Raw genomic sequence first — 16,710 nt, 5'->3', positions numbered from 1 at the left:
TCACCCGCGCGGAGCTTGCGGGGCTCGGCCGGTTCCTCGGGATCGGCACGGTGCTGGCCTATGACAAGCTGCTGCGCCGCGCGGGCGAGGCAGGGCAGGGGGCGGCCGCGGGCCTCTCCGAACGCCGAGGTCGCCCGTCACCTGCACCCAGCGGGTTTCCGAGGCGGCGGCGGCGCGGTCCCAGCTGCGGCCGAGCTGGCCCAGCACGGTCTTGCGGTCGGCTTTGGCCGAATGCAGCTCCAGCACAGCGTCGCCCAGCCCGCTGGCGGCGAGCCGCCGCTGCACCACGTCGAGCGCAGCCGCCTTCTCGGCGACGAAGAGCACCGTCTTCCCCAGTCCGAGGCATTGCGAGATGATGTTGGCGATGGTCTGGCTCTTGCCGGTGCCGGGCGGGCCGATCAGCACGAAGTCATGGCCCTCCTGCGCGGCCAGCACGGCGGCCAGCTGCGAGGAATCCGCCGGCAGCGGCGCGAAGAGCGTCTCGGGCGGCAGGCGGCGGTCGACCTCGCGCGGCTCGGGCAGGCCGGGCGCATCGGGGGCCAGGAAGGCGGTCTCCGGCCCGTCGACCAGATGGCGGACCAGCGCGCTTTCGCGCAGGCTGTCGGTGCGGTCGACAAGGTCCTTCCACATCAGGAACTTGGCGAAGGAGAAGGTGGACAGCGCCAGCTCCTCCACCACTTCGAACCCGGCAACGTCGCGGACCCGGCGGCGCAGGATCTCGAAGATCATCGGCAGGTCATGGCCGCTGCCGTCGCGGGGCAGCTCGCCTTCCAGCTCGGGGATGGCGAGGTCGAAATCGCGCTTGAGGAATTCCAGCAGGGTCGCGTTGAAGCGGATGTCGTCCTCGTGATGCTCGATCACGAAATCCGACTGGGCCGAGCGGCGCGAGATCTTCACCGGGATCAGCAGGAGCGGCGCGCGGTAGCTCTTGGCGTCGTCCTCGCTGCGCTTCCAGCGCAGGAAGCCCGCCGAGAGGAACAGCGTGTTGGTGCCGCCTTCGGCCAGGTCGCTGCGCGCGCGGCGGTAGAGTTCCAGCAGCCGCGCCTGGGTCTCGGCCCCGGTCAGCGGCACCGCGATCTGGCCTTTGGCGAAAGCGTCTGCGGCGACCTCTGCAAGCAGCGCCGCCTCCTCTCCCGGCGGCAGGTCGCGCGGGCCGACCGGGTTCTCGTCCTTCAGCGCCAGCGCGCGGAATTTCTGCCCGGCGGCCAGCCGGTCCTCGAGCGCGGGCACGTCGGGGCAGAGGAAGGGCAGGGTCTGGCGGGTGTCGCGGAAATTCAGCAGCCGGTTGCGCAGCGACAGGTCGAGGAGCTTCCTCTGCCAGCGCGAGATGCGGTCGGCGGCGGTTTCCGGCGCAGCCTCGGCCAGTTCGCCCGGCAGCCGCCCCAGATCCAGCGGACGGGGCACGCGGCCGGAGCACCGCCGCCGAACAGGCCCGACAGGAAGCCGCCGCCCTGGCCGCGCTGCTGCGCCGCCGCGAGCTCGCCCTCGAGCTGCTCGATCCGCGCCTGGGCATTGTTCAGGGCGTGCTCCTGCACGACCACGGTCTGCGCCATGTAATAGGGCGCGCCCGGCTGCCGGGCGATGGCATCGCCGATAAAGCGGTCTGCATCGGCATCGCGGGACGGCGCCTGGCGCTCGACCTCTGCAAGCTTGTCGAAGAGTCCGCTGATCGCCTGGCGGTCGGAAGTGTCCATTTACTGTTTCCTCTGTTGTCTGGCTTCGGCAGTCTGCCGCCCGGACAGGCGCTTGCCCGGCCCGGTGCACTGGCAGATATGGTCTGCCCCCCGCTCGCGGGAGAGGCCCTCCGGCAAGATAACTCTACGTCATGCCTTCCTGCAGGTGCGGTCCTGCAGCGCAGCCGCCATCCTGCGGGCGCCGGTCAGGACCCGACCGGCAGCCCCCGCCGCGCGGCGCAGCGCCCTCCGACAGCGAGCGGGCCCGCCAACGAGAAACTATCCGCCGATTTCTTGCCAAATTAATTTTCTGCGTTGCCGGAATCCCGGATGATCGACACCCTCTCCGGAGTTTTTCTCAACGAGGCATTTACCATGGAACAGGCACCCGCAGCTCAGCAGGCGCATGGCGGCACGCACGACAAGGCCCGCCCGGAGCGCGCTCTCACGACATTGCAGGCAGGACGGGCCCTGGCCGCCATCGCGGTCGTGGCCTTCCATGCCCATGTCTTCTACCTGCCGGAACGCCTGCATCCCGGCGCATCGATCAGCCCGATCTTCGACCTCGGCTATGCGGGCGTGGAATATTTCTTCGTCCTCAGCGGCTTCATCATGCTCATGGTGCATCGCGGCGATATCGGCCGGCCGGCAAGGGCGCTGCGCTTCGTCAAGAAGCGCCTGCTGCGGGTCCTGCCCTTCTACTGGGCGGTGCTCCTCGGGACCATTCTCCTTGTCTTCGCCCAGTCGTCCGGCGGCCCCGGCCCGCTCCAGCTCCTTCATTCGATATTTCTCGTCCCCATGGCGGGAGACAGGCCGCTGATCGTGCATCAGGCCTGGACGATGTCGCACGAATTCCTGTTCTAAGCCGTCTTCGCCCTGCTGATCGTCTCCCACCGGCTGGGGGTTGCCGCATTCTGCCTGTGGATCCTGGCAGCGCTCTGCGTCAGCATGGGCGCAACGGCCAGCTATCCGCTGGACGACCTGTTTTCGCCTTACAACCTCCTCTTCCCGATGGGCATGCTCGCCGCAGCCACCTATCGCAGCCTGAGCGCCCCGGCAGGCGCCGCACTCGCGCTGTGCGGACTGGCCCTGTTCCTGGCCATCGGCCTGGCCGATGTCACCGGCGCAGCAGACATGGATCACGGCATCCGGACCCTGATCTTCGGCGCCGGTCTCGCAAGCGTCGTTGCCGGGCTGGCGGCACTGGAACTGCACGGCATGCTCGCCGCGCCCCGGCTCCTCAGCTTCCTCGGCGACGCGTCCTATGCGATCTATCTGGTCCACGGCGTTGCCCTGGCGGTCGGCGCCAAAGTTGTCCTCGCGCTCGGCATCAATGCCGCAGCCCCGCCATGGACCAGCTTTGCCCTTCTGATCCTCGGCGGCGTGGCTGCCGGCGCATCCGCCCATGTTCTGGTGGAGCGCCCCTTGACCAACGCCTTGCGCAGACGGGCGGGCATTTGAGCGGGATGGCTGCAGACCTCCGCGGCGCTGTTGCGCAAATCAGCTAAGGGCCAGCGTTCCCCTTTCCCCGGACACACTTATCCTGTGGACATGCGGTGGTTTTCAATGGGGTTGTCACCGATGTCTATTTTCAGGCTGCGCACTCCGTCTCAGCGGTGTTTCCGGCCGCCCGCGGGAGCCGGCATCAGGGCATCGCCGGACCGTAGGGGCGGACGATGCGCGGCACGCCTGCCACGATGGCCTCGAGGCCATCCGGCGCGGCGCCGGTCTCGACCCAGCGGATCAGCGCGGAGACGAGCTCCGGCTCGCTCGGACCGAACATCGGACCGTGGTCGCCGCCGGGAATGGCAAAGAAGGCGGCACTGTCGGAAACGGGCGCCGGATTGCCCCGCGCCGCGCGGAGATCGGCAGCCGTGGCCAGCATGTTCCTGAAGTTGCGCACATGGTCATTGGCCGAGACGAGACCGTCGCCGACGGCGTGCCAGGAGATCAGCTTGCCGCCGGCCGCGACCCAATCCGCGACCGCGATCCGGTCATGGCCGAACCCGGCGCGCAGCAGCCCCGTCTCGATGCGGTAGTGGTCGCGGCCGGGCTCGAAGGCGCGGCGGCGTTCGGCCGAGAGGGCCCAGTCCGGCGCATCCGTCGCGATCCAGGCATAGCCGCCCCCGAGCGCGGCCTGGAGATCGATCCATTTGCCGAAATCGGCGGGCGGATAGGCCGAGTAGATCACCTCTCCGTCGCTGCCGGTCATGTCGGAATAGAGCATGTCGAGCGTGGCGACCTGGGGCGGGGTCAGGCAGGTTGCGGCGTCCGAGACCCCGCACCCCAGGCTGGCGGGCCGGAAATGGCAGGCCGCCGGATCGGAGACCACGCCGTCTTGGCTGCCATCCAGCGGATCGCAGGCCTCGACCGCCGCGAGATAGGCGGCGTGGTACTGCTCCGCGCTCAGCCCGGCCTCCGTGCCCGCCGTGTTCGAAACGGCAAGCCAGCGCGCGACCTGTCCGCCCAGCGACATGCCTTCGCAGCCCGCTGCAATCCCGTCGAATTTCGCGCCGAGCCGCTCGGCCGCGATATACGCGTTGCGGCCGCCGTTCGAGCAGCCGTTGAAATAGCTGTATGCCGGTGGCCGGCCATAGGCCGCCTCGATGACATCGAGGCTGAAGGCCAGGGTCGCGGCGCTGGCCTCGTAGGCATAGTCCCGCAGCGATGCGCGCGCTTCGGCGGTATCCTGGAGCCAGACGCCCGGGGCAGCCTCGGCTTCCGCGGACGCCCGGTTGCCGCCGTTCGACGACGCGCGCGCCAGGCCGAGCTCGGCCACCACCGGGATCACGCCGTCAATCCCGGCGCCCATTGCCACGGGGCCGAGGGCGAGGGGCAGGCGCCCTGGATCCCGCCGCTCGCCGCGGCGGCATCCTCGCTGGTCGATGCGCCCGACTCGCAGATCAACGTCACGCTGAACGGGTCGTGGCGGGTGGTGACCGACGGCGTGCCCGATGCCTACCGGATGCCGCCCTTCCGCGCCCAGCTGTCGGATGCCGAGATCGCCCAGGTGCTGAGCTACCTGCGCGGCGCCTGGGGCAATTCCGGCGGCGCGGTCACGGCCGAAGCAGTCGGCGCGATGCGCGCCCATACCGATCCGGCCAGCAGCAGCCCGATCGTCCTTCAGATGCGCTGAACGGACGGATGCCGATGGACGGGGACGGCACAGCCGCCGCCCCCGCCCGGGACGCCGGTCCGGCCCGAGGGCCGCGCCGGTGCCCGCCACAAACCTTCAGCGGAGCAACTTCAATGTCTTCCCTTACCCGGCGCGCCCTGATGACGCGCATTGCCGCCGCTTCCGTCGCGGGCAGTCTGGCCCGCGTCCCTGCCTTCGCCGATGGCGGCGATGCGATCCCGAGCCTCGGGGCCGCCCCCGCAAGCGCCGTTCCGATCCCCTCGGCAGAGGCCGGGCTCGACACGGTCGTGGCCGAGCACTGGCTGAAAGTGTCCGACAAGGGCGTCTTCCTCGAAGGTCCGGCCTTCGACCGCCAGGGCGACCTGATCTTCACGCTGCCGCTCGACGGCGGGGTGGTGCGCGCCACCATGGACAGGCAGATGACCACGCTGATCGCGCCGAACCCGCGCAGCACCGGCGGCACGGCAATCCACCGCGACGGCCGCATCTTCGTCGCCAGCCCCGGCAACTTCACCGATGGCGGCTCGATCTTCGCGATCAATCCCGACGGCTCGGGGCTGACCGATATCGTCTCGCCGGATGCCGGCCTGCTGCCCGACGACCTGGTCTTCGATGCCGAGGGCGGGTTCTATTTCACCGATTTCCAGGGCACCTCGACCGAACCCGTCGGCGGCATCTACCATGTCGGCCCCGAGGGCGGCGATCCGGTCGCCATCCTGCCGAACATGGCGCTGGCCAACGGCATCGCGCTCAGCCCCGACGGCACCGAGCTGTGGTCGACGGAATTCAGCCGCAACCTGCTGCACCGGGTGCAGCTGGCCGATGCGACCACGGTCGCGCCCTTCGGGACCACGATCGGCTACCATTTCAACGGCCCGGCGCCGGATTCGATGCGCATCGACGCCGACGGCAACCTCTATGTCGCGCTGTTCGGCCAGGGCCGGGTGCTGGTCTTCAACCGGGCGGGCATCCCGATCGGCCAGGTTCTGATCCCAGGCCGCGACGAGGGGCACAACCTGATCTCGACCAGCCTGGCGCTGCGTCCGGGGACCAACGAGCTCTTCATCGTGACCAGCGATGCGGGCCGCGGCGAGGGCGCGAACATCTTCCGCGCCCGGGTCTATGGAGAGGCGCTGCAGCTCTATTCGCACAGCTGACCCACGCCGGGAGGGGGCGGTCCTCCCTCCCGGTTACCCGTCTGCCTGCAGCGCGTCGCGCGCAGCGCCGGAAGCAGCTCGGCGCCGAACCAGAGATTGGCCTTGAGCCATGCGTTGTTGCGCCAGGACGGGTGCGGCAGTCGGTCGTCGCGATGTCCTTGTGCCCCAGCTGGGCCCGGACCTTGGCCAGCGCCTGGAGGCGGTCATGGAGCAGGCGCAGACAAGCATAGTAGGTCTCGACGGCACAGGTATGGCGCAGGTCGTGGATGCTGTGCCGCGCGCGCGGACGCAGGAGCGGCCTGCCGCTCCCGTCCAGCCGCTGGACCCCTGCTGCGGTCTTGCAGGGGACGAGGTCGAAGAGTCCGGCCCGGATGAAGAGGTCCTCCATCGCGCGCTGCAATCCGCGGATGGCCAGCGCCCGGCCGCGCGCCTTGCCGAGATGGGCGACAAAGAGCCCAGCGGGGTCACGTCCGCTATCCTCGACAGCCTTCGGCCGCAGACCGAGAGCGTAAGCCTGCAGCTGCCGGAGCAGCGCTACCGGAAAGTCGACCTCCCGAGTCCTGCCGAACTTGCCTGTCACCGCAAGCTTGCGTGTCTCTGCCGGCCCGGCGCCCCGCAGGCGGAGCGCCATGATCTTTGCCACCGGCAGACCTTCCATCTCCTCGACCCGGAGTCCGGCGATACGTCCGACGGAAAAGATGAGCTGATCGCGCACATGCTTGTCGCGGCGTGCGCTGCCTTCATCCGCCGCGGCGATGCTTCTGGCAAGGGTGTCCTCCAGCTTGCGCAGATCGGACGCTGTCAGGGTGCGCGGGAGTCCGGCCGGGTTCCTTTTCCGCACCTCTGCCAAAGCGGATCCGGTGGGGCCGAGCAATGCTCCCTGGTTGCGGCCGGTGCCGGAATGATACCGGTCTGGCGTTCCGCCGCGGCGATACACGCGCTTGCGGAGCGCGCGGGGGCCAAGATCGCCGCGGAACCAGCCCTTCTCTGCGAACCATCCGTACATGGCGCAGACGCGGCAAACCTTGGCGGCGATTGTCTCTGGCGCGAGCCGTTCGCCGCGATGGTTCCGGGTGCCGGGCTCCAGCCAGGACCGGTCGTTCCAGAGGCGTGGGTCACCGGCTTGCAGGAACCCTGAACGACGGTGCGCCGGTGTTCCGCCGCGCTCGACTTGCTCCGGAGGCTCCGTCCAGCTCTTGCCTTTTGCGGGACGAGGGGTGCGGCAAACTAGCCGCGAAGCGCATCCCTGACCGCTGCCTGCAGGGCGGGCAGCAGGTCGTCCTCGAACCACGGGTGGCGTTTCAGCCAGGCGTTGTTGCGCCAGGACGGGTGCGGCAGCACGAAGGTGCCCGGCGCATGGGCGTGCCAGCCCCGCACGATCTCCGTCACGGGACCTTTCAAGCCGAGATGGCGCCGAATCGCGTAGCTGCCGATGATCAGCCGCAGCGGCACGTCGCCGATCTCCTCCAGAACGCGGCCATGCCAAGTCTCCCAGCAGAGCGGCGGCGGCGGAAGATCCGATCCCTTGGCGGAATAGCCCGGGAAACAGAACGCCGTCGGCAGCACGCTGACCAGCGATCGGTCGTAGAAGGTGTCCGCCTCGATCCCCATCCAGTCGCGCAGCCGGTCGCCGGAGCGGTCGAGGAACGGCCGCCCGGCCTCGTGGACGCGCAGCCCCGGCGCCTGGCCGGCCACCAGGATGCGGGTGCCGGGGCGGAACCAGGGCTGCCGCCCCGCACCTGCGCGGTATGCGTCGCGAGGTTGACCTGCGCCGCCTCGACGCCGGGCACCGCGGACAGCGCCTTCTCGGCGCGGCCGGCGCAGGCCCCGCAATTGAGGCCGGACAGGCGGAAACTGACGGGATCGTGCAGCGACATGGAACTACTCCTTCCGGCGCGGTGGCAGCATGGCGGCCCCATGCTTAGCACCTCGCTCCGAGCCGTTCGCGTGCCAAATCCGGGTTCCAGCAGCTGGAAGGCCGTTCACTTTTTCCGTGATCGTCCGCTCAGAGCGGATCGAGGCCGCTCACCGACTTGATCACCTGGAAGGCGCGGATGCCCCAGATCCCGGCTTCGCGGCCATGGCCCGACTGCCGCACGCCGCCGAAGGGCGCGCCCTCGGCCCGGCTGCGGCCATTGATCTGGACCATGCCGACCTTCAGCCGGGCGGCCACGCGGCGCTGGCGCGCGGGATCGGCGGTCTGGACATAGCCCGCCAACCCGTAATCGCCCTCGTTGGCCAGCCGGACGGCCTCGTCCTCGCTGTCGAAGGGGGTGATCGACAGGACCGGGCCGAAGACCTCCTCGCGAAACAGCCGCATCCCGGGCGTCACGTCGGCAAAGACCGTCGGGCGCGGATACCAGCCGCGCTCGAAGCCCTCGGGCCGGCCCGGCCCGCCCGCAACCAGCCGCGCGCCGTCTTCCAGCGCCGCCTCGATATGGGTCTGGACCCGCTCGTGCTGCGCCTGCGAGACCAGCGGACCGAGATGGCCGCCCTCCGCCGAAGGCGCGCCCATGCGCCACTCCGCCGCCTCCGCCGCCGCCAGGGCGACCGCCTCGTCATAGACCTCGCGCGCCACCAGCATCCGCGAGGCCGCGTTGCAGGACTGCCCCGTGTTGCGGAAGCAATGCGCCACGCCCTGCTTGACCGCGAGGGTCAGGTCGCAATCGGCGAAGAGCAGGTTGGCGGATTTCCCGCCCAGCTCCAGCAGAACCGGCACCAGGTTCGCCCCCGCCGACGCCGCGATCCGCCGCCCGACCGAGGTCGAGCCGGTGAAGCTGGCAATGTCGATGTCCGGATGCGAGGCCAGCAGGCGCCCGGTCTCGCCATCGCCGACAAGCACCGTGAACAGGCCCTCGGGCGCGCCCGCCGCCGCCATGCACTCGGCAAAGATCAGCCCCGCCCCGGCCGACAGCTCGGAGGGCTTCAGGATCATCGCGCAGCCCGCGGCCAGCGCGCCGCCGACCTTCAGCGCCACCTGGTTCAGGGGCCAGTTCCAGGGCGTGACCAGCGCGGCCACCCCGGCAGGCTCCCGGGCGACCTCATGTCCGCCCGGCGCGGACGGCGCCGCCCGCGATGGCGAGCGGCGTCTCTTCCGGTCCGGCGGGGGTCAGCACCCGCGCGGCCGTCAAGGTCATGTCAACGGGCGTCACGCGTGGCCTGCATCCGCCGAAAGGGTGAACGGGTCGACGCCCAGCCGCGCCAGCGCGGCCTGCCACTTGCCCTCGGGCTCGGTGCCGAAGACCAGCGCGTCGTCCGCATCGCACACCAGCCAGCCGTTCTCGGCGATCTCGTCCTCGAGCTGCCCCGGCCCCCAGCCGGAATAGCCGAGCGCCAGCAGCGCCGAATTCGGGCCGAAACCGCGGGCGATGTCCTCAAGCACGTCCACCGTCGCGGTCATGCCGAAATGGTCATCCACCTGCAGCGTGGTGTTCTCGGACGCGTAATCCGCCGAATGCAGCACGAAGCCGCGGGCATGTTCCACCGGGCCGCCGACGAAGATCGCGGGCGAGGACGCCCCCGCCACCGGCGTGATCTCCAGCCGCTCGAGCAACTCGGAGAAGCTCACGTCCTGCGCGGGCTTGTTGAAGATGAGGCCCATCGCGCCGTCGGACGAATGGGCACAGAGGAAGATCACCGTCTTTTCGAAACGGGGATCGCCCATGCCGGGCATGGCAATCAGCACCTTGCCGCTGAGATCGAAGTCTTCGGAGTCATCCATGCCCCCAAAGTGGCAGCGCTTGGGCGTTTCATCAAGTGCGGCGGCGCCACAGGTGACACAAGCCTGACCTGAATGTGACTTTTGCCGGGGCGGGTTTCTGGTAATCAACCTTCCCATGAAAGCCCTCATCGCCCGACTCTGCCTTGCGCTCAGCGCCTCGCTCGCCGCCCTGCCCGCCGCGGCCGACCACAACGACCTCGTCCATGTCGACGTGGTCGATGGCTGGGTCACGCCGCAGGGCACGGTGATGGCGGGCCTGCGCATCCAGGTTGCCGACGGCTGGAAAACCTACTGGCGCAGCCCCGGCGATGTCGGCATCCCGCCGCGCTTCGACTGGAGCGCCTCGGAGAACCTCAAGGCGGTGCGCCTGCACTGGCCGCGCCCGCAGGTCTTCGAGACCTTCGGACAGCGCACGCTGGGCTATTCCGGCGAGGTCGTCCTGCCGGTGGAGCTGTTCCCGGCCGATCCCGCGAAGCCGGTCAGCGTCGCCGGGATGGCCGAGCTGGGGCTCTGCCGCGACATCTGCGTCGCGGTGAACCAGGCCTATTTCGGCAGCAACCAGTCGGCTCCGGCCGCGATCCGCAGCGCCATGGCCGCCCAGCCCGACCGCGGCCGCATCGCCTCGGCAAGCTGCCAGGTCGCGCCGATCAAGGACGGGCTGCGCGTCACCCCGCAAAACTGTCCGGGAAACGGGGACCACCTCAAAAAGCCGCCTCAGCTGGGACGCAGGCACGGACCCTCCCCGACACGCCTGCCATCCAGGAATAGGCCAGCCCGAAACGCACGCCGCCCGCTGCAACAGGCTGCAGCGGGCGGTTTGACTTGCGGTTGCCCGCGCCTCGTGCGGCGCGGGCAGGACGGTCAGGCGATCTGGTCCTGCCAGGCGAGGCCGCCGAAGCCCGCCGGGTCCTGCAGGATCAAGTCGAAACCGCCAGCCTCGAGCGGCGCCATCGCGCCGGACTGCATGTCGTAGCGGGCATGGCCCTCACCGGTCCCGAAGATCAGCGCATCGGCATGGCCCTCCCCGCCGCGGTGGATCCCGGCAAGCGCGCCCTCGATCTCGGCCAGCAGCGCGCCGGTTGCGCCGTCCTGCACCGCCACGCCGGTCGCCGTCTCGAAGACCAGCTCGTCGGCACCGCCGAAGACCAGGTCGCCCGCCGCCAGCAGCTTGCCCGGCATCCCGTAATCGGCAACTTTCGCGCCTTCGGCATCAAGCGCCACGGTCCGGCCGATCCCGGTTTCCACGATCAGCTCGGCGAGCCCGTCGCCATCGGCATCCGCGACCGCCAGGGCAGTGGTCCCCGCGCCGCGGCCGAAGCCGTGGCCCTCGCCGGTTTCCAGGTCGAGCCAGGCCAACGTACCGTCCGGGCGTTCGGTCAGGATGTCCTCGACCCCGTCGCCGTTCATGTCGGCCGCCCCGAACATGTCGTGGCCCGCGCGCAGGAGACCCCCGATCTGGCTGCCGTCGGCTTCTGCCAGGAAGTAGTTGCCGGTCCCGCGCTGCATCAGCAGCTCGTCCGCGCCGTCGCCATCCGCGTCCAGCGCCAGCACGAAGGCGTTCGCGGCATTGCCGATGATCGCCCCCTCGCCCGCAGCCGCCAGCGTCTTCATCCAGCCGAAATCGTCATGGCGCAGCAGCAGGTCGGTCCGGCCGTCACCGTCGAAATCGCCCAGGCCGATGACCGTCGCATTGGCATGGCCGAGCTCGTCCCGGACAGCACCCGTGCCCGCATCGAGCAAGAGCTTCGTGCCGTCGGCGGCCTCGGCCACCAGCGGTTCCTCGCCTGCGGGCAGCGCGGCCAACTCGCCGAGCGCCATGCCCAGCAGATCTCCGATCGCTGCCGCCGTCGCGTCATCGGCGCCGTAATTGGCGTCGAGTGCGGTGATGGCGATCGCCCCGCGCGCCAGCGCCGCGCCTTCGGAGAGCGCATCCGACGAGGACAGCCCCGCCTCGCGGACGAAGCCGTAGCTGCCATCGGCAATCTCGCCGACCGCCAGCCGCGTCGCCGAGGCCTGGTCGTTGACCGAGAACACCACGTCCGACGCGAAGGAGGCTCCGGCCGGGATATTGACCGACAGCCCGCCCTCGAGCAGCGCGCCCTCGCCCGCGGTCGCCTGCAGGTCGGCGATCAGCTCCAGCACCGCCTCGGCGGCGAAAGCATGATCCCCGGCGCGTTCGGCCGCGACCGAGATCACCCCGGTGCCGAAGCCCATGACCGCGGCCTGGATCGCCCCGGCCGTGCCCGAATAGCGCAGGTCAGACCCCGCGAGCAGCCCGTCATTGATCCCCGCGACCACCAGGTCGGGCGCATACTCGCCGGTCATCAGCGCGCCGAGAGCCGTGCCGACCACCGTCGACGGCGCCGCATCCGCGAACCAGCCCTGCGAATACTCGGTCACCATGAAGCCCGAGAGGGTCAGCCCGGTGCCCGCGCCTTCCTGCGGCGCCATCGGCGCGACGATGGCCACCTCGTGCCCGGCGGCGACCAGCGCATCGTAGAGCGCCGCCGTGCCGTCGGAGCCGACGCCGTCGTCATTGGTCAGCACGATCTTCAGCGGCGCTGCCGCCGCGCCGGTGGTCGCGAAGTCGATCCGCGCGGCCAGCGCCTCGCGGGTCCCGGCATCGGCACTCCAGTTGCCGTCCATCGCCGAGACGGTCAGCACGTTGTCGAGGAACCGGCTGACCTCGGAGTCCTCCGCGCCAGTGACCGTGCCGGGGGTCGCCGCCAACCCGTAGGTCGCGGGGTTGCCCTCCGCGTGTTCCGCCACGCCCAGCATGTAGGGCGCCTCGCCGGTGATCTCCGTGTAGGCCACGCCTTCCGGATCGGCCGAGGGCACGTTGACCGTCAGGCCGGTGCCCTGCGGCAGCAGCGTTTCGCCGGTCTGCGCAGCCTTCAGCTGGCCGATCAGCTCGGCGACATAGCTGCCCGCGCGCGCATAGGCGCCGTCGAAGCTCCCGTCGACGCCGCTGCCGGCCGAGACCGCGATGGCCGGGATCCCGCGCGAGATCGCCTCGACCGCCGCGCCGACCGTGCCCGAAATGTTGGAGAAGGCGCCGATATTCTCGCCCTCGTTGGTGCCCGAAATCACCAGGTCGACCTGCTCGCCTGCGAGAATTCCGTCGAGCGCCGCCATCACGGCAGCGGTCGGCGTGCCGTCCACCCACCACTGGCCGTCGGCATATTCCATGACCTCGATCCCGGAAAGCAGCGCATCGGTGCCGCCCAGCGTCGAGCCGCCGCCCGAATTCTGGCCCTTCGGCGCGACCACGTAGACGGTGTGCCCGGCCTCCGCCAGCGCCTCGTGCATCGCAGCCAGGCCTTCGGCGGAATAGCCGTCGTCATTGGTCAGCAGGATCGTCAGGCTGTCCTTCGCCGAGGTATCGTGGAAGGACGTGTCGGTCGCGCGGTAATCCAGGTTCTGGATGCGGGTGTCCTCTTCGACCACGGTATCGGCCTGGTCGAAGGTCTTGCGGTCCTCGCCGGTGCCGTATTCCGCCAGCAGGTACTCGGCCAGCGCGTCCTGCTCGTAGCCCGCGGCGAAGCCGTCCACCACATCATGCGCCGCGGAGGCCTCGAGATCGTAGAGGTTCACCAGGTCCGGGTTCGACAGCGCGCCCATCGGATAGCCGTCGCCGCCGCCCGCAAGATAGTCGAGCGTCACCGCGCGGAAGCTCATGCCGCCATTGTCGACGATGCCGCCATCGCGGACGATCTCGTGCAGCACCGCACCGGCATCGTCGACGATCACCGCGTTCTGCACGCGGCTGCCCGGCGCCGCATCGGGATCGAAGCTGAAGCGCAGCCCGCCGAACTGGCCGAAGCTGCCCGCGCCCGCCTCCTGGCTGAACGGCTCGTTCGACACCGCGTGTTCCAGCACGGCGGCCAGTTCGGCCGTGGTCAGGCTGACCAGCGACAGTCCGTTGTTGAAGGCCAGCACGTTGCCGATGTCGTTCGAGCTGATGCCGCCCTCGGGCTTGGCGCCGGGCACCGCCTCGTTCGGCAGCCGGGCGGCCTCGCCGTTCGAGCCGCCCAGGACCACCGTCTGGCCGATCGAGTCGCGGATGCCGCCGCCGTTCTTGATCGAGACCAGCACGCTCGCGTCATATCCCTTGGCATAGGCCAGATTGGCATCTGCCGTCAGGTTGCCCAGGTTGGTCTCCTGGGTGCGCACCCCGTCGGTGCCGCCACCGGTGCGGTTGCCGTTCAGGAAGACGCTGGCCGCGCCGTACCATTCGCTCTCGCCCGCCACGATCACGTCGCGCACCGCCTCGGCAATGGCAACGATCTCCGGATCGGCCATGCCTTCCGCACCGAGCGCGGCCACGCCCGCCGCGTCGGTGGCCCAGGCACCCGAGACCTCCGCGTCGTAGCTTTCCGGGATGATCACGCCGTTATCGTCGAAATCGATGACCAGCCGACCGACATACTTGTACTGGTAGTCGGTATTGACGACCGCCACCGGCAGCCCGTCGGCATCGGTGGTGAAATAGGGATAGCCGCCCTGCGCCGCGTCGCCCTCGTAGCCCGCGTCATTGCCGTCGAAGAGCCGGGTGTTCGAGCCGCCCGAAATGATGATGTCGACATCCGAGAGCCGCGTCGCCAGCGCCTCCTCGATGCGGATGTCCTGCATGTGGGCCATCAGGATGACCTTGTCGAGATCCGGGTTCGCCGCAAGCAGCGCGTCGACATCTTCCTGGATCACCGCCGCCAGCGCATCGAGGTCGGCCGCCGTCGGATTGCCGCTGAACTGCGCCGGAGACACGGCAGTCTCGGCCGAGGGGCTGGAGATCACCGGGATGGTCGGCGTGGTCGCGGCGACGACGCCGATCCGGGTGCCGTTCTCCGTGCTGACCACCGTGCTCCCCGCGATCCGCCCGGCTATGTCCTCCGCCGCCTGGCCGTCGGCGGTGACCAGCCCGCCCAGCGATGGATCGGCGGAGAAATCGATATTGCCCGAGAGGTACGGGAAGGCCGACGCATCGAAAGCCGCGCTGCCGTCCTCGGCGAGCCCCTGCAGGATATTGGCGATCGCGCCGTTGCCCTTGTCGAATTCGTGGTTGCCGAAGGCGATGGCCTGGACGCCCAGCAGGTTCTGGATCATCAGGTCGGCCGCACCGCCCTGGCCATAAAGCTCTTCGGACGCGTCATAGAACAGGCCGGGGATCCAGGCATCGCCGGAGCTGAGGAACAGCGTCTCGCCATGGCCGCCGATGCCGTCGCCGTCGATATCCTCGGCTCGCAGCGCATTCAGCACGGCGGAGAAGTTCGGGATCACGTCGACCGAATTGGCATTGGCCTCTTGGTCGGAGACGTGGAAAAGCTGCAGCGTGAAGGCGGCACCGGTCCCGAAGGACAAGGTTTCGACAGGTTCGACAGACATGGAATCCCCCGGGGGCGTTCGGAATCGGAAATGGCTCCGCGCCCTGATGGCGGGCGAACGTAACGCGTGTCTGACGGTTCGGTTACAGTTCGGTAGGCCCCGTCAGATTTTTGCCCCGTTTCCGTGCACAGCGGCCGGAAGACACGGCACAGCTCGATTTGACCTGATGCGGTGGATGCCCCCATCCAACGGCATCTCGTATGCCATGATGGTTCCATCGGAACCGAACGGAGGGCACATCAATGACGACGACGATCAGCATGCTGGCAATCGACCTGGCGAAGGGCAGCTTCCAGGTCTGCGCTGTTGGGCCGGAGGGTTCGGTTGACCTTGCCCCCGGGTCCCGGACTGGGAGTTAAATTACTCCCAGAGAGAGGGATCCCAGATGAGCAGACAGCCCCGCCGTCACTTCACCGCCGAATTCAAGGAGCAGGCCGTTGCGCGCCTTTCCGAACCCGGTGCCACCCAGACCAGCGTGGCCCGGGAGCTCGGCGTGTCCGCATCGCAGCTGAAAAGCTGGCGGCTCGAACTGGCGGCCGCTGGTTCAGCCGAGGCCGCGGAACTGGCCGAGCTGCGCCGCGAGAACCGCCGCCTGAAGGAAGAGGTGGAGGTGATGCGCAAAGCTTCGGCGCCGGTCATGTTCCTCGAACCGGTGGCGCGACCTGACCGGCTTCGCTCAGTGGGCGGCGAAACAATGAACACGAAGCTGCAGTTCATCGCCGCCCACGCGTCCGCGCACGCCGTCATCCTCATGTGCCGCCCAAGTTCGACGTCAAAATCGATCAGATCGGCCGCCCCCGCGACGCCCTCCTCGCCCGGCCAGCGCCCGAGCGCGGCCCGCAGCACCGCCGCCTCGTTCCCGCCATAGGCCCGGTAGCCGGTCGGGCCGAATCCCTTGATCGACACCCCGTCCGTCACCAGCACCGCCGCATCGACCCCGTCCAGCGACGTTCCCGACATCGTCCCCAGCGCGCGGACCGCGCCAGAGGCCTTTTCCTCATCCATCGAACCCCCTATACCCCGCCCATCCGAAAAAGGGCGACACCGATGACCTATACTCCTCGATCCGAGTTTCTCAATGTCATGCAGTCGCGCGGCTATATGGCGGACTGCACCGACCTGCAGTCGCTTGACGACGCGCTGACCTCCGGGACAAGTGGCGCGGTTGACGGGGCTCGAACCCGCGACCCCCGGCGTGACAGGCCGGTACTCTAACCAACTGAGCTACAACCGCGTTGTCCGGCGCGTATAGCGGCGCCCGCGGACGGGCACAAGCGCTTTCGCACAGAAAATCGGAAGGAATTTCACGGGCTCCGGAAACGCAAAAACCCGGCCTGACGGCCGGGATGCGGTCGTCAGCTGATTTGCGCAACAGCGCCCCGAAGCACGTCGCAGAGCGGCTGTCACTGTCGGTGCGGCACGTGCGGTCTCTGCTCGGAGACCGACGTTTGCGCCATGTTCGTGTGGGGCGCCGCTTCCTTGTCCCTGAGAGTGCCCTCGATGAGTTCTTGGCTGCACATACCGTTCAGGCCCTTCGCAACGATCAGACAGACGAGGGGGCTTCTGATGAGCAACCTTCGCCCATTGGTCGTCTCTGAGAGAGGCGCGGCACATCTACTGAGCGTTCGGATCGATGAGTGC

The 16,710-nt window shown here is 69.2% G+C and carries 12 protein-coding genes, 1 tRNA gene and 5 pseudogenes; 8 read left to right on the top strand and 10 right to left on the bottom strand.

What is annotated here, in order from left to right; translation table 11 throughout:
• Both C7T91_RS07450 and C7T91_RS07445 read right to left on the bottom strand, forming a co-directional pair.
• Complete coding sequence (locus tag C7T91_RS07450) at nucleotides 1-1,251, bottom strand: DUF4011 domain-containing protein (RefSeq protein ID WP_236638108.1); 1,251 nt, start codon at nucleotides 1,249-1,251, stop codon at nucleotides 1-3.
• Nucleotides 1,252-1,274: 23 nt separating this feature from the next.
• Nucleotides 1,275-1,694, bottom strand: coding sequence for a DUF2076 domain-containing protein (locus tag C7T91_RS07445; protein WP_108258704.1), 420 nt, complete (start codon nucleotides 1,692-1,694; stop codon nucleotides 1,275-1,277).
• 309 nt (nucleotides 1,695-2,003) lie between these two features.
• Here C7T91_RS07445 and C7T91_RS38375 point away from each other — a divergent pair.
• Nucleotides 2,004-3,134, top strand: a pseudogene (locus C7T91_RS38375) (acyltransferase family protein).
• Nucleotides 3,135-3,318: 184 nt separating this feature from the next.
• Here the strand turns inward: C7T91_RS38375 and C7T91_RS33370 are convergent.
• Nucleotides 3,319-4,485 carry a tannase/feruloyl esterase family alpha/beta hydrolase gene (locus tag C7T91_RS33370; protein WP_108258701.1) on the bottom strand — a complete coding sequence of 389 codons (1,167 nt, stop codon included), beginning with the start codon at nucleotides 4,483-4,485 and terminating at the stop codon, nucleotides 3,319-3,321.
• 36 nt (nucleotides 4,486-4,521) lie between these two features.
• Between C7T91_RS33370 and C7T91_RS33365 the strand changes: the two genes are divergently transcribed.
• The 3 genes from C7T91_RS33365 to C7T91_RS07415 all read left to right on the top strand — a co-directional run bounded on the left by C7T91_RS33365 (nucleotide 4,522) and on the right by C7T91_RS07415 (nucleotide 7,104).
• The gene (locus tag C7T91_RS33365) at nucleotides 4,522-4,809 is read left to right on the top strand and encodes a c-type cytochrome (RefSeq protein ID WP_236638107.1); all 288 of its coding nucleotides are present in this window, start codon (nucleotides 4,522-4,524) and stop codon (nucleotides 4,807-4,809) included.
• Nucleotides 4,810-4,949: 140 nt separating this feature from the next.
• The gene (locus tag C7T91_RS07420) at nucleotides 4,950-5,966 is read left to right on the top strand and encodes an SMP-30/gluconolactonase/LRE family protein (protein WP_108258700.1); all 1,017 of its coding nucleotides are present in this window, start codon (nucleotides 4,950-4,952) and stop codon (nucleotides 5,964-5,966) included.
• A gap of 205 nt (nucleotides 5,967-6,171) precedes the next feature.
• Complete coding sequence (locus C7T91_RS07415) at nucleotides 6,172-7,104, top strand: hypothetical protein (protein WP_145962804.1); 933 nt, start codon at nucleotides 6,172-6,174, stop codon at nucleotides 7,102-7,104.
• Nucleotides 7,105-7,193: 89 nt separating this feature from the next.
• On the opposite strand, the gene C7T91_RS33360 is transcribed toward C7T91_RS07415, so the two are convergent.
• From C7T91_RS33360 to C7T91_RS07395, 4 genes and pseudogenes are all read right to left on the bottom strand, one after another.
• Entirely contained in the window at nucleotides 7,194-7,799 is a 606-nt protein-coding gene (locus tag C7T91_RS33360; RefSeq protein ID WP_407943265.1) for a uracil-DNA glycosylase family protein, read from the bottom strand.
• A pseudogene (locus C7T91_RS35005) lies at nucleotides 7,754-7,885 on the bottom strand (hypothetical protein); the annotation flags it as partial. The pseudogene C7T91_RS35005 and the gene C7T91_RS33360, both read right to left, overlap by 46 nt.
• A gap of 86 nt (nucleotides 7,886-7,971) precedes the next feature.
• A pseudogene (locus C7T91_RS07400) lies at nucleotides 7,972-8,997 on the bottom strand (aldehyde dehydrogenase family protein); the annotation flags it as partial.
• Between the two features lie 117 nt (nucleotides 8,998-9,114).
• Entirely contained in the window at nucleotides 9,115-9,687 is a 573-nt protein-coding gene (locus C7T91_RS07395) for a YqgE/AlgH family protein (RefSeq protein WP_108258695.1), read from the bottom strand.
• Between the two features lie 115 nt (nucleotides 9,688-9,802).
• On the opposite strand from C7T91_RS07395, the gene C7T91_RS07390 reads away from it, so the two are divergent.
• A complete protein-coding gene (locus C7T91_RS07390) occupies nucleotides 9,803-10,660 on the top strand; it encodes a protein-disulfide reductase DsbD domain-containing protein (RefSeq protein WP_108258694.1) in 858 nt (285 codons plus the stop codon).
• Here C7T91_RS07390 and C7T91_RS07385 read toward each other — a convergent pair.
• On the bottom strand, nucleotides 10,549-15,069 hold the full coding sequence (locus tag C7T91_RS07385) for a 5'/3'-nucleotidase SurE (RefSeq protein WP_108258693.1): 4,521 nt from the start codon (nucleotides 15,067-15,069) through the stop codon (nucleotides 10,549-10,551). The two genes, C7T91_RS07390 and C7T91_RS07385, sit on opposite strands and share 112 nt — an antisense overlap.
• 385 nt (nucleotides 15,070-15,454) lie before the next feature.
• Here C7T91_RS07385 and C7T91_RS39185 point away from each other — a divergent pair, with 385 nt between their 5' ends.
• Nucleotides 15,455-15,937: a transposase gene (locus C7T91_RS39185; RefSeq protein WP_407943273.1), complete on the top strand. Its 483-nt coding sequence runs from the start codon at nucleotides 15,455-15,457 to the stop codon at nucleotides 15,935-15,937.
• Here the strand turns inward: C7T91_RS39185 and C7T91_RS35000 are convergent.
• Nucleotides 15,847-16,074: pseudogene (locus C7T91_RS35000) on the bottom strand (anhydro-N-acetylmuramic acid kinase); the annotation flags it as partial. The gene C7T91_RS39185 and the pseudogene C7T91_RS35000 sit on opposite strands and share 91 nt — an antisense overlap.
• A gap of 42 nt (nucleotides 16,075-16,116) precedes the next feature.
• Between C7T91_RS35000 and C7T91_RS39180 the strand changes: the two are divergent.
• Nucleotides 16,117-16,242 (top strand): annotated as a pseudogene (locus tag C7T91_RS39180) (tyrosine--tRNA ligase); the annotation flags it as partial.
• Here C7T91_RS39180 and C7T91_RS07370 read toward each other — a convergent pair.
• Nucleotides 16,227-16,303: transfer RNA gene (locus C7T91_RS07370), tRNA-Asp, on the bottom strand. The pseudogene C7T91_RS39180 and the gene C7T91_RS07370 sit on opposite strands and share 16 nt — an antisense overlap.
• Nucleotides 16,304-16,415: 112 nt before the next feature.
• Between C7T91_RS07370 and C7T91_RS39175 the strand changes: the two genes are divergently transcribed.
• Complete coding sequence (locus C7T91_RS39175; protein ID WP_108258692.1) at nucleotides 16,416-16,667, top strand: excisionase family DNA-binding protein; 252 nt, start codon at nucleotides 16,416-16,418, stop codon at nucleotides 16,665-16,667.
• Nucleotides 16,668-16,710: the final 43 nt, after the last annotated feature.

It is taken from the genome of Mangrovicoccus ximenensis (assembly GCF_003056725.1).
GTDB lineage: Bacteria > Pseudomonadota > Alphaproteobacteria > Rhodobacterales > Rhodobacteraceae > Mangrovicoccus > Mangrovicoccus ximenensis.
This window is presented reverse-complemented; position numbering and strand designations above follow the sequence as displayed.